Raw genomic sequence first — 13,476 nt, forward strand, 5'->3', positions numbered from 1 at the left:
GACCACTCCTCTCATCGGCCCGCGGCCGATACCTCTCGCGACGGAAGCAGCGCTGACGCCCGCCCGCTCCACGTCACCACGAGTTCGTCGCGTGCGCGGCTGGCGGCGACATACAGAAGCGAGCGCTCACGCAGCTCTGCTTCTTCGCGTTCTTCCTCGGGTGTCTCGTTGAGGACCGACCGAGCGGGGACGTGGTTCTCGTCCACTCCGGCCAGGATCACCTTCGCGAACTCCATTCCCTTCGCACGGTGCATCGTCAATACCTGCACGTGCTCCGGGCCCGGAGGATTGTCCTCGAGAATCCGGGCCTCGATGCCGCGATCACCGAGCGCCCGCACGAACTGGGAGCGTTCGCCTCGCCCTCTGGTCAGGATCGCGATACTCGACGGCTCCGTGCCCGCGTCGAGCCATGTGCGTACCAGATGGGTGACCCGTTCGATCTCATCGGTGAGCGAATCACATTTCTCTCGACCGGGCTCGGGACCGGTACGCGCCGAACGGTAGCCGAGCGTGGTCTCCGCCTCTTCTTCGAGATCCTGGTAGGCGCCGCCGGAGAGGATGTCGACCGCGAACCGTAGGTTCTGCGCGGTCGTGCGGTAGTTGAGGGTCAGGCGACGGGACCGGCCCACGATCTTGATGCCGAGCCGCCCGAGCACGACCGGCTGACCGAAGATGCGCTGGTGGGAGTCCTCGGCGATGAACATGTCGTCGGGGCCTTCGGCGACCAGGGCGCGCAGCATCGCCCAGTGGGTGGCATGCAGATCCTGTGCCTCATCGATGAGCACGTGATCGGCCAGCGATTGTTCGCCGTTCGCGCCGCGTCGGCGCAGGTACTCCGCGGCCAGTGCCAGCACCTCCGGGAAGCTGATTGTTCCGTCCATCCTGCTGTGCCGGCGGAACGCTTCGATGAGTTTCCACACCGCGATCCGTTGCGCTCGGTTGAGCCGGACCCCGCGACCGGCGCGGGCCACTTTGGCGTACTCCGCAACGGTGGTGATCTTGTTCGCGAGGACCACCGCGGTGTATTCGTTCTCCAGGAACGTGGGCGTGGTCAGGCGCGGATCCAGCGTGGTCTCCACCGATTTGGCTACCTCACGCCAGACCTTGCCGGTGTCGGTGCGCCGCGACGATATCGTCACGTCACCTCCCAACACCGCCTGGGTGACTGCGGGTTGCGTTCTGAACTCGGCGAGCACATCGCTGGCCAGCTTGTCGACGCCGTCGATGTAGACACCGGGTTCGCCGGGAGCGGAAGCGATCACGATCCCCGGCTCGAGGATGCGCAGGTCGGCTCGGAGCTGGCGGGCAAGGGTGCGGTTGAACGTGGTGAGGACGATGCGGGCGTCCTTGTTCCGCCGCCACAGGTTCCTGGCGCGGTGCAGGACGACCACCGTCTTGCCGGTGCCCGCGCCGCCGGACAGCCGGAAGGCACCCCGATAGCTGTGCTCGGAGTAGACCCGCTGCTCCGGATGCAGGAAGGTGCGCCACGCGGCGAAACTGCCGCCTTCGATGATCCGCCGCAGTTCGTCACCGTCGTCGCCGATGTAGGTGAAGCGGATCTGTGTCGCCGGGTGCGTGAGCGATTGCAGCACTTGGTCGTCGGCGCCGAGCGAGGGATCGACGGGGTTGTCGTCGAGCCGGAGCTTCTCTTTGATCACCCCTATCTGGACTCCGCAGGCCAGATCGAGGATGGCGGCGCCCTGCCAGCCGTCGATCTCGGCGGCGAGGTCGTTGATCACATGATCGTCGGGTGCGGCGAGAACCGCGGCCGCCAGTTGCGGGTCGAGGCCGAGATCGTCGGTGAGCTGATCCATGGTGAAGCCCTGCTCGGCGAGGTACCCGGATCGCGGTGCGTCGGACTTCGCAACCGCTGGAGCTCGCGGAGCGGCGGTTTCGTGCACTATGAGATCGAGGACTCCGTTGACCGGGTTCACCCGCAGCTCGGACCGGGATGCGAGTTCCGCGGCGGTGAGGTCCGGCCACGCTCCGACGTAGACATACGAAGCGTCCCCGTGGGCGGGTTGCACGCGGAACAGGATCGCGCTGTATCGCGACCCGATCCGGCCGAGCCGGACGCGGTCGTCGAGCGCGCCGGGCACGGTCTCGATGGTGGTGGGCTCATCGCCCTGCACCTTCTCGAGGAAGTCGTACACCTTGCGCTCCACAGCCCGGTCGAGCTGTTCGACGGATTTGTTCGTGCTGGTCATGACGATGTGCGCCATCACATCACCCCGTTCGTCTTCAGTGCCTCGACGAGCTCCGCCGGGTCGGCCGGGCAGATCGTCCAGCCCTGCTCGGTCATCGTAGGTGCGGCTTCGGGCTTCTCCAGGAGCACCCCGATGCGTGCCTCCAACCAGCCGATATCGATGACATCGCCACGATCGGTCTCCACGCCGAGTTCGGGCAGCGGGGCGCCGACGGCGGCCAGGCCGAGCAGCAGTTCCCGCTCACCATCGGAAATGGTGTCGTCGTAGAGCGCCTGCCATTCCGGGGTGAGACCGGCGGTCGTGGAATCGGGCCCTCGGTCCGGCACGGCGCTGTCGGCGACCAGCAGGCTGTGGGTAGTGACCATGTGATCGCCCAGCCCGAACCAGTTGGACAGGCGCAACCATTCCTTCCACGCCGCACCCTCCTGCAGCTCCAGCATGTCGTCGCGATCGTCGAGCGCGAGGACCGCTTCGATGACCTTGCGGTCCTTCCGCAACGACGCCGTCACGGTCAATGGCCCGGCCGAGTAGGACCAGCAGGCGTGTTCACCCGGGGCGAGCTGGGTGTCCTTGCCATCGAGGAGATCCAGAGCCCATCCGGCGATGGCCTCGTCGGTGCCGGAATGCCGGCCGTTGAGCATGAATATCAGCGGCAGCCAGCGGCCGACCGCGCTCCATTTCTCCCGGTCCGGATCCTGCATGAAGCTGATCAGCTGGGTGATCGGATCACTGCGCAGCAGATCGAAGATCCCTGGCTTCAGATTGGCATGCCCGATGGTGAATTTCGCGAGTTTGTCGGTGAACCACGCCGGCTGGACGGGCTGACTCGCCTGGAATCGCACGAGATCGTCGTGCCCGAACGACCACACCAGAACTCCACCCGAACGCAGGATGGCCCGCTTCCCGGTGTCGTCGGCGACACGGTTCTTCCCGGGAACAGCGTGGAAGCGGCGGCCGTCGGCGAAGATCGCGATGAGCGGGACATCCGGGTCGGCAGTGCGGAGCTGGAAGTCCGGCTTGCTGTTACCCATCAGCACCTGGGGTTCCAGCTGCCAGGTCCGGATCTTGGCACCGGGGAGTTTGATCGTCGCGGTGGGGCCGTAGGTGCCCGGCTTCTCGATGATCGTGGCGCCCATGGTGGTCAGGCGTTCGGTGAAGGCTCGGTAGAACTCCTTCTCCAGTGGCGATTCCGCGCTCCCGTTGGGCTTCGCCGGAGTCTCCTCGGTGATCGATGCCAGCCAGGCTTCCCTCTCGGGCTCGCCCTCCTGGCAACCGAGTAGATCATCGAGGATCTTCGCAGCGGTGACCCGGGAGACCTTGTCCAGCTCACGCGGCGGGGCGAACGGCAGCAAACACTTGTGACAGGCCAGCCGGTCGGTGCAAGTGCAGGCGCGCAGCACCCGGCGTGCCGCGGCAAGCGCCTCCCATACTCGCCCTGGGTCGGCGAAATCGGCGAGATACCCGGTTCCACCAGGCACGGTGTCGTGGATGAGCAGGGCCCGCTGATTCGGCGCGTGGAGGGCGTCGGTGATGGTGGTGACGTCGAGATGCTCCGGTGAACCGCCGATCACCTGGCGCAGCCCGAGCAGGATGGCCGCGCTGAGGCTCGGATGCGCGAACGAGTCGTACTCGAGCCAGTTCGGCAGATGCAACAGCACCGCCTGGGTTCGCAGCGTGCGGGCCAGCGCGATCTCGCGGACGTGCTTCTCGTCGGCCGCCCGGCGGTACTTGCACCAGCTGCGATGCTCGTGCGGCTGGTTCTGTCCGGCGATCTTGTCAAGCTGTCCGCATCCCGAACACACGCGGAACAGCCCGCCGGTGGTAGTGTTGCCCGCGATGGAGCGTTTGCCGCCCTGCGATGTCCGTCTGCCCATGTTGATCCACCGGATGTCCATGCGCCGCAGATACTCCGCGCCGAAGTCCTGCTCGGCAACGAACCAGCGTTTGGTGGCGTTGCCCGGATCGATGTCGGCCGCGGTCAGAACGGTGAACGACTCCCGGCGCCGTTCGTCGCGGAGATCGGTGATGGCCGACTCGTCGCGCCGGACCTCCGCCGACACCTTCGCCAGCTCGACCACCTGCAACTGCTGACTGATGTCGGCAACCGCCGAGGTGTGACAGCGCGGGCACTGGATCGGCGGCGGGCTCTGATCGGTGCCGTGGCTGATCCCGACCCAGCCGCAGGACGGACACATCCGCCAGGTCTCGATCGCGGACTCGCCCCCGCCGAGGTCGACCGCGTCGATCTCGACCGCGAGACCTTGGGCGTAGAAGGTCGCACCCGGTGCGAGTTCGGTGAGCGCGACCCGCGAACCGCGCCGGTAGCTGGCGGTGTCCTCGGCATACTCGTTCGTGTCGGGATCGATCCAGGTGACCCCCACGTCGAGGGTGACCGCGTCGTCGAGCAGAGTGTAATTCGGCAGTACGCCATAGCGTTCGAGGACACCGACCCAGTGCTCGGTCGTCAGATCGGCGATGGTGCGGGACAACAATCGCAGAGTGCCGCGAGCTGTGCGGAGGTCGCGCTTGTCCTCGTCGGTCGCCGCTGGTGAGTTGGCTCGCTGCTCGTACTCGGGGAGCGCGGCGTCGACCGCGGTGCGGCGATGCCGTAGCTCATCGACATCCCGGTTCCAGCGGTGCACCGCTTCGCGCAACAGCCGGGCGAGACCGCTGTGCTCACCCAGGCCGGGTGGTGTAGCCCACCGGCGCAGGGACTCGGCGGCCGGTTCGCTGAGCGTGCCGGTGAACTGGCGGAGGAACTCGTCGACCAGGAGGTCGGCGTCCTCGTCAGCGGTCTCGAGGAGCGTCCCCATCCAGGTCCCCTCATCGAAGCTCGACAGGACATTGGTGGCATTGCCCGGGTCTTCGGCCCCGGATGTGCGAGCGAGCCGGTCGATGATGTGCGCGATGTACTGGCGTTGGAGGATCTCCTCGGCGGTCAGGAACGTGGCCGGTGGCCGGACATCGCCCTGGATCACCGAAGTCGGATCGCCGAGTTTCGGCAGATGCTCGCCCCGGCCACGAACGAACGCGAGCGCCAGGGAGTTGCCGGTCAGGCGCCCGGCGCGGCCGACCCGCTGCAAGTACGACGAGACGGTGCGCGGCAGCGATCCGAGCATCACGGTGGACAAGTCGCCGATGTCGATGCCCATCTCGAGCGTCGGTGTCGCGACCAGCACATTCGGCGCGGCCGGGTTGGTCGCGGTGGTCTTGAACTCGGTCTCGTACTCCAGCCGGGTCTTCGTCGGGAGCAGCGACGTGTGCTCCCGGGCGACGACCCGTTTCATCTCCGAGGTGTTGTACAGGCCGCGATAGAAGTTGTCGTGCTTGGGCGCCCGGTTGAGGGTGCCGGGGCAGCGGGTGAGCAGACACGGTGCTCCGTCGAGCTGATCGATGACGGTGGCGCTGCCCGGGGTCGGTGTCTGGCAGACATCGCAGACGAGCAGATAGCGCATCGCGGCCAGGCCGGCGTCATCGGGGATGCCCACGAGTACCGCGTCGTGGGTGAGTTGATAAGCAGTGAGCGACTTCTCGGTCTGCGTGGTGGTGACGAGGCGTTCCTCGGCCAGCACTTCGAACAGGGCGCGTGCCAGAAAGCCACCCTCGTGCGGGGAGACGTCGAGGCACTGGGCCGCCCAGCGGGCATACCAGGAGGTCGATGCCGTGATCGGGTCGAACCCCTCGGGGATGACGCGGGCTCCGACCGCGGGGAAGGCCGGGGCGGGTCGCCCTTTCGGAAAGGCCGGCATGCCCTGACCTTTCGGTCGGCCACCCCACACCCAGCGCCGATTCGCGTCGCGCTGTATGTATTTCGTCAGCCATTCGTGCCTGATCGCGCCGCGCGTGCGCATTCGTTCGGCGACACCACGAACCCAGTGGGTCACCGCCGTGGTGTCGGGCGCGGAGAACGCCAGCTGGTGTTCGGTGCGTTCGAGCGCCGCGGCGCCGAGCTGCGCGACCCGGTGCGGTGCACCGAGATCGACTTCGGCGACGACGCTGCCCGTCAGTTCGAGCGTACGGCCGAGCCGGGACTGCAACCCGAATTCGAGGTCGATATCGAACTGGACCCGTCGTGCGACATTCCGGGCCGCCGCGCGTCGCAGGGCTGCGGGCCGGTCCGGCTGCCAGAAAGCGGTGAACTCGTCGTGCTCGACGATATCGGGGGGCAGTAGCCGGTACCGGCGGCCCGGGTCCTCGCCGGCGCGTTTCAGCACTGCCGCGGTCAGCTCCGACAGGGTGAGCATCTGGGTGTCGTTCACCGTGTCGCCCAGTGCGCTGCGCAGTGTCGAACGCAGACTCAGGCTGTGCGACCGGGCTTGGACGAAGCCGGCGCGGTGCGCGGCATCCTGCACACTGTCGGTGAAGACGAGGGCCTTCTTCTCCGCCTCGTCGAGCCGCGCGTCACCGAAGAGATTCGACAGTGCGACCGACAGCTGCGTCGCGATCGCGCTGCCCAGGAACCGGATCCCGTCCTCCGTACCGCAGGCCGGGCACAGATCTTTCACCGAATGATCGTCGGCTTCGGGTCCGCTCAGGCAGAGCACTGGAAGTACCCGCCCGTCCAGGAGCTCGGGGCTGTCGGAATCCGGGCGCTGATCGACGATCTCCCGTTCGTCGAGGCGGAACCACTGCAGTCCTTCCACCGGAGTGTCGAACTGTGCCTCGGTCGGCGCTGCGATCAGCGCACGGAATCGCGGCCCACCACCCGCGTGGTAGCCACGAATATCCTCGTCACTGGCATCGAGCGCACTTCCGGTCGGTGCCAGCCGCACCCCCCAGCCGGACCGGCCGCAGTGCCTGCAATACACCGCGGGGAAGTACTCCGTTGTCACATCGTCGAGCTTGCCGTCGTCGAACCACCGGAACTGCGGTGTGACCGTCGCCGCTCTATCGACACGTGACAGTTCGCGAAGCCACAGGTGTACATCGACATTCAACGCCGAACGGCCGACCTCGGCACGAAGGTGGGACAGGGCGGCGAAGAGATAGCCGAGATACCGTTCGCGCTGCTTCCTGCCGCGGGCGGGGTCCCGCTCACCGGTGTGTGCGGGCAGGGCCGTCACCGCGAGATCCTCGATGGCGCAGGCATCTTCGGCGTTCCGCAGCAACCGGGCGATGGTGCCGTGCCGCCTGGCCAGATCGAGCATCTCGGCTTCGCTCAGGCGATGCAGATCCGCCGCCGCTCGGTCGAACGTGTCGTCGATGTCCGACGTCCGCCGATAGAGGGTCGCGAGCACCGCGGCAGTGAGCCGCTTGTTCGAAACACCTTGTGCGGCGACCTGATTCAGTTCCCTGACGGCTTCGTCCACTACCGGCTCGATGGGGGAGAAGGTCCGGTCCAGCGCGGCGCCGCGCCGCTGCAGCCATTCCTGCGCCGTCAGCCGCGTCTCGCCGATCAGGGTCTCGGCATCGAACGTCTCACCGAACACCGTTCTGGCGAAATCGAGCATCGTCTCGGGAGAGGAATCCTTCGAGCCGAGTGTCGCCGATGTCGCCACCGGTGTGATCTTGCCGAGCGGGCGTTCGCGATCCTCCTCGGTGACAGGCGATCCGGGCTTCCAGTGCGCCTTGATCGTCAGCCCGAGTCTTCGCAACAACATCGCCACGTCGGTGCCCTGCGCTCCGTCATAGGTGTGGAACTCGTCGAGAACCACGTACTGCAGAGAATCCGCCGACTGGCGCCACAGCGCGGCCCGGTCCGGGCGCAGCAGCATGTGATCGAGCATCTTGTAGTTGGTCAACAGGATGTCGGGTGGCGAATCGTGCATCAGCCGACGGTCGGTGATGAGCCCCGCCTCCGAGACCAGCGTCCGCCCGCCCGAGGACTGTTCTCCGGTGTACAGGCCGGCGGTGACCCCCGACAGTTCCGGATGGCCGGTGATCATCCGCGCCAGCCGCTGCTCCTGATCGTTGGCCAACGCGTTCATCGGATAGATGATCAGCGCCTTCATCCCGTGCACACCGGACTTCTTGGCCCGCAGCACATGATCGAGGATCGGGATGAGGAACGACTCCGTCTTGCCGGAACCGGTGCCCGTGGTGACCAGCGTCGGCAACGGCCTGCGCTGGAACTTGGTCGACAGCCGCTCGAACGCCTTCGCCTGGTGCCCATAGGGCTCGAACGACCGCGGCCACCAGTCCAGATGCATCCCCCAATTGCCGACGGCCGCCGCGAACGGCAGCCACAACCGCACATACGGACCTTTGAACAACCCGTCCTGCGGGTGACCGATGAAGTCGGTGAGAGCGCCCTGGGTATCCGGATCGGTCAGCGCGAACGTCGTGGTCAGGTAGTCGGTCAATCCCTCCCGCAGCCGTTCGGCCTGCAGTGTCGGAAGCAGGGCCCCCACGTATGCTCCTCGCGATATCTGCCGGCCGGTGGCCGGGTCCTCTCCCCACCAGAAGTGCCGCGCTGGTGTGTCGGCACGCGGCCGCTGTGTCGGATGCTAGCCGACCGATATGCCCGGACCTGCTGCGTTCTGGTAGATCCGAGGCTGTGTCGGGCGCGGGTTGGTCTTGATAGCGGACACGGTATCGGTATGTTACCTTGGCAGTCAAGGGTTGACAAAGTTTTCAACTGCCCGTAGAGATGCAGCGCACGACTTTTGTTGGCAAGGGCGGGGGAACGCCTCCAGTGTGAACTACAGTGTGAAGTATGGCGACGCCGAGACATCCTTTCGCTGTGCCGGAACCAGGCAGTGTTCCGTTGCGCGAAGCTCCGCTCGTTCGTGTGATCGGCCAGATCCGCTTTCCGAGTTTGACTCGGTTCGCTGCGGACGGTGACGAGATCGCCAAAGGGATCGCAGCCGATCTGGCAGAGCGTTACCCCATGATCCAGGTCGGCCAGGAGGTTGCCGAGATCCTGACAGCCAACGGTGTGGCGCAGGAGCCCAGATCCTCCCGAATCTGGAGGTTGACCAGCACGGACCGAAGCTGGCGAGTCTCGTTCAGCGGTTCGTTTCTGAGCGTCGACACGACGAGCTATTCACGAAGGGACGACTTCGTCGAGCGCCTCGTGGAGGCGTGGGCCACGTTGTCCGGACATGTCGAAGTTCCGTTCGTCGAACGTGTCGGAGTTCGATATGTCAATCAGCTGACGGACAAGGCGCGCATCGATCGGATTGCCGAGCTGATTCGTCCCGAAGTGCTCGGAGTAGCGTTCGCGCATCAACCGGACGAGGCTGCGCTGCAGTCCGCACTGACCGAGGCGCAGTACTCCTTCGCCGACGGTGCCGCTTTCGTTTCTCGCTGGGGCCTCCTGCCGCCCGGCTTTTCCGTGGATTCCGAGCTGGACGTTTTCGAGCATTCGACCTGGGTCCTCGATATGGACTCCTTCCAAGAATTCGGCCCGGGCAGCTACGACGGGGGCGACCTGAGTGAGGTCGCGGTGACGATGGCGCGCCGCGGCTACCAGTTCTTCCGGTGGACGGTGACGGCGGAAGGTCTGAAAGAATTCGGGAGCGACTATGGAGACTGATCCCGGGGGAGAGGCAGCGGCACGCCCGGCGAAGCCGGGGCGTCACCGGGCAGCCGGTGCGACGTCGTCCTGGGCGTCGCGCAACTGGACGGTCGCCGCGCTGACCTTGTACACCTTTCCCACGGTTCTCACGGGAACAACGGCACGGGCAGAGCCACCGCCTCTGATGGATTCGGTGGTGACCAGTCGGACCGATTTCGGACTGCTGGAACCCACCGCGACGGCCGCGTCCGACGCTGTCGTGCCGGAGGCGGCGCCCGCGGTCGGAAAACGATCAGATCGTGAAGAGGTTGCCTGGGTGAAGGACAACTCCGGACTGACCTGGGATCAACTGGGAAAGGTCTTCGGGGTCTCCCGGCGAGCAGTGCATATGTGGGCGAACGGCGGGCGGTTGAACGAGTCGAACGCCCAACGGCTGCGCGAGTTCTCGGCGATCGTGCAATCACTCGTCGCTGCTGCCCCCGGTGATGGCACCGAGGCTACGCCCGAGTCGGTCCGTGCGCGTTTGCTCGAGATCGGGCCGCTGGGCCGCAGTATTGTCGGCGAATTTCGCTACCGGCGCACGAAAGGGCCGTCCTGGGGCGCACCGTTCGAGCCCGAGTACTTCATTGATGCTGTACGGGAAGGGTAGGGCAGGGACCAGTGGCGCTCGGCGGCGGGGATCTCGATGGAAGTTCTTCCGGTGTCACAGGTTCCTCGGGAACCGCTGCTCTTGAACAACTGCCGGAACTGGGTGATGCGTGCCGAGCGTGGGCCCAAGGCGATGTCTTCGGCGGAGTCCCGACATTTGCCTTCGACCACCTCTGGCGGCCGCAGCAACGTAGTGAGCAGTCCGCTGCGATCGTGAGCCAGACCTGTGATGCTTCGCTGCCTAATCGGCGGATTGTTCAGATCGCACCGGTGGTGGAACTGACTGGCTCGATCGGGAAAGAGGCGTCGGCCGGTAAGCGTCCTCGGTATGTTCCACTGTCCGGCCTCGGACCGAGCCACTTCGTCGACCTCGAAGTGATCGTGTCGGTGGACAAGGCCGCATTACTGCAGAAGCCGCGGCGGCGTGGCCTGGTGAACGATCAGCACCGGCGGGAATTTGCGTTCGCGGTCGCGCGAAAGTTCGGGCGATTCGCGTTCCCCGACGAGGTGGTGCGCTGCTTCGAGCCGCTGGTCCACCTGCTGCAGAGGAAGGCACGCAAGGACACTACCTCGCTCGGCAAGGTGCTGGCAGGAGTACATTCGATCCGTATCCACTGTGAGGACTGGAGCAGAACGCCGTACGAGTTGACGCTGATCGTGCTCCTGGAGGCCGGTATTCTGCCGGCCGGTCCTGATGACTTCGACGAAGTTGTGGATCTTTCGTTTCTCGAAGGCCCTGCGGAAGAGCCGGTTTCGCTTCGCGTCGACAAGTATGTCGACTATCTGGCAAGCGCCTACCGCACCGAGGGCGAACGGCAAGCATGCTGGTACCTGCTCGCAGACGGGTGGGCCGCACAATGCGAAAACGCAGCGTGGCTGGCCAGCTCGGACAGCATCATCGGCTCGGTTCGAGCCGAGGTCGACAGCGTGGACATCTTCCCCTATTCCCGAGCGATGATCACCGAGGGGCTCGATCTCGACTACTTGTGCGACTCTCGAAAGACATTGACATAGCGGTCATTCTGATGCCGGGTCTGTTGTCGTCGATATCATCCCCTGATGAATAGGCGGACTGGCCGCTGTAGTTGGCGGCTGGATGTTCTGGGGGCGCCCTTCCCGCTCTCCGCAGGCACAGGCTGTCGTCGAGCCGGCGGGCGAATTCGGACCTCGCCTGTTCGATCGGGTGTGGGGTGTCAGCAGGGGCGGTGAGGGGCGGGTCTCATGGTTCGACGGGGGTCCAGGAAGTGGCGAGTTGGATGTGTCGGCCGTGTCGGGAGATTTCGGGCCAGGTAGCGAATTCGGCGATGGGGAGGTGACGGGCGGCGGGGGTGGTGATCGTGGTGAACCAGTCGCCGTCGGGGTCGGCGGGGGTGCTGATGTTCAGTGCGGCGGCGTAGTTGTTGCCGACGGTGAAACGGATGGTGCTGAGGTGCTGGCGGACCCGGGGATCGCCGGGGCCCGCGATCGGGGTGAAATCTGTTGCTATGTCGAACTTCCGGATGCTGCGGGCGAGGTCGGGCCAGGTCATGTGCTGGTCGATCGTGCCGCCGGGGTTGGACGCGGTGGTTTCCCAGTGGGTGCCCCGGCGGACCGCGAGGTAGGTGTAGCCGCTTCGGTCGAAGCGGATGAGGGAACCGTCCGGTGGCTCCGGGGGTATCGGGCGGGCTACCGGCTGGACTAGGGGCAGTGGCTCGAGCAGGGCGGCAGCGGGGGCGAGGTCGTAGGCGAGGGGGTCGGGGCGTTCGGGAATGAGGGCGGGGCAGGTGATGGGCGGTCCGTCGAGAACCTGGGCGGAGGCTTCGTTGGCTTTGATGCCGTCGATGCGGACCTCCGCGGCGACCGCGGAACCGGTGATGTCGCCCCAGCAGGCGGTGAGCAGGCCGCGGTTCTCCAGATGCTGGATCATCGGGGCGAAGCGCTGGCTCATCTGCGGGGTCAGCTGGCCGACGCGCTGGTTGCCGACCCGGACCTCGACGTACGGTTTGGCCCGACCGGACTCGGGTGTGACGACGTGCAGCGTGACCAGCAGGATGCCGTGCCCGCTGGGGGTGACGTATGTGCTGAGTACGTCGAAGTGGTCCTGCTCCTTGGTCACCTGGACGATGGCCGAGCGCGGCAGGATGGTGTACGCGTCTGTCGGGGGCGGGTTCAGCGGGGCCGCATCGAAGGGCTGATCGAGGCGCAGATGCACAGAGGCGTAGGACGTGGTTTCGTCCCATCCCTCGTACTCCCGGTCGGAGATGCGGCTCGAGGTGGCCGGGATGTATCCCGAGGCGATGATGCGCCGGATCGGGCCCGCCCAGGCACGGGCTGTTCCGTCGTCCAGGTAGCCGATCGTGCGGCCTTCGGCGCGTACGGAGATCCCCCACGGGCCACGGGGTCCGGTCGGCTCCGGGATCAGTTCGACATCGGGGGTGAGTTCGGCTCGGTCCTCGGGGAGGTCGGCGGGGAACAGGCTGCGGATCGCAGGCAGGAACTCGTCGGTGACGGTCAGTTCGTGGTTGTACCAGCTTCGTGACTCGCCCCAGAGTCGGTAGTGCGAGACCGCCGCACCGGGTGCCATCGGTCCGGTGGATCGGGGGACGGGTTCGTGCTGCGGGTGGTGGGTGGGCGCGGCATCGCCGGAATCGGTGACATCGACACCGAAATCGACTGCCAGACCGGCGAGTCCGGAATCCCAGCCTTGGCCCACCGCACGGATCTTCCAGGCGCCCGCGCGGCGGTACACCTCCCCGAACACGAAGGCACGCTCGGTGGTCGCGTCCGCTGTCGTGTAGTCGGCGACCGGAGTGCCCGATCCGTCGGTGACCGTGAAGGTCAGTGCGCCGAAGGAACCGAAGGTGCCCTCCGCGACGCTGCCGGCGACGGCCACCGTGTGCACGTCATTGGGAAGCGCGGACAGGTCGATGGAGATCCGCGCCCGCGCGCCCGATCCAGTGGTGGTGACGCCCTCGAACCGCACCGCTCCGTTCGCGGACCGCGGCTGGTTGTAGAAGACGAAATCCGCGTCGGAGCCGACCTTTCCGTCAGCGCCGAGCAGGAGCGCGGAGGCGTCGACCTCTGTCGTGGTGAGGTCCCAGCCGATGACCGCGTCGATGCGCGAGGTGCCGGTCGGCAGAGGGACGTTCTGGCCGCGCGACAGCTTCTGGGGAGTCACAGGGG

6 protein-coding genes are annotated in these 13,476 nt (G+C 66.3%); 3 read left to right on the forward strand and 3 right to left on the reverse strand.

The genetic code is table 11. The features are described 5' to 3' along the window. Positions 1–11: 11 nt before the first annotated feature. Both ON36_RS07960 and ON36_RS07965 read right to left on the reverse strand, forming a co-directional pair. Entirely contained in the window at positions 12–2,222 is a 2,211-nt protein-coding gene (locus tag ON36_RS07960) for a 3'-5' exonuclease (RefSeq protein WP_043649693.1), read from the reverse strand. Then, positions 2,222–8,557, reverse strand: coding sequence for a DEAD/DEAH box helicase (locus tag ON36_RS07965; RefSeq protein WP_043649696.1), 6,336 nt, complete (start codon positions 8,555–8,557; stop codon positions 2,222–2,224). The genes ON36_RS07960 and ON36_RS07965 overlap by 1 nt, the downstream gene beginning before the upstream one ends. Positions 8,558–8,862: 305 nt before the next feature. On the opposite strand from ON36_RS07965, the gene ON36_RS07970 reads away from it, so the two are divergent. The 3 genes from ON36_RS07970 to ON36_RS34620 all read left to right on the forward strand — a co-directional run bounded on the left by ON36_RS07970 (position 8,863) and on the right by ON36_RS34620 (position 11,328). Continuing rightward, positions 8,863–9,684 (forward strand): TIGR04255 family protein, encoded by an 822-nt coding sequence (locus tag ON36_RS07970; protein ID WP_083884976.1) that lies wholly within the window; start codon positions 8,863–8,865, stop codon positions 9,682–9,684. A 178-nt stretch (positions 9,685–9,862) separates the two neighbouring features. Beyond that, positions 9,863–10,315: a hypothetical protein gene (locus ON36_RS34615; protein WP_157224814.1), complete on the forward strand. Its 453-nt coding sequence runs from the start codon at positions 9,863–9,865 to the stop codon at positions 10,313–10,315. A gap of 11 nt (positions 10,316–10,326) precedes the next feature. Beyond that, entirely contained in the window at positions 10,327–11,328 is a 1,002-nt protein-coding gene (locus ON36_RS34620) for a hypothetical protein (protein ID WP_157224815.1), read from the forward strand. Between the two features lie 205 nt (positions 11,329–11,533). Here ON36_RS34620 and ON36_RS07980 read toward each other — a convergent pair whose 3' ends face one another. Continuing rightward, positions 11,534–13,471, reverse strand: coding sequence for a TerD family protein (locus tag ON36_RS07980; protein WP_043649709.1), 1,938 nt, complete (start codon positions 13,469–13,471; stop codon positions 11,534–11,536). Positions 13,472–13,476: the final 5 nt, after the last annotated feature.

The organism is Nocardia thailandica NBRC 100428 (assembly GCF_000308795.1).
In the GTDB taxonomy this organism is placed as follows: domain Bacteria; phylum Actinomycetota; class Actinomycetes; order Mycobacteriales; family Mycobacteriaceae; genus Nocardia; species Nocardia thailandica.

Bases quoted from the DNA above. Each gene is read 5' to 3' on its own strand.
- ON36_RS07960 (WP_043649693.1), bottom strand. From the start codon at position 2,222: ATGGCGCACATCGTCATGACCAGCACGAACAAATCCGTCGAACAGCTC.
- ON36_RS07970 (WP_083884976.1), top strand. From the start codon at position 8,863: ATGGCGACGCCGAGACATCCTTTCGCTGTGCCGGAACCAGGCAGTGTT.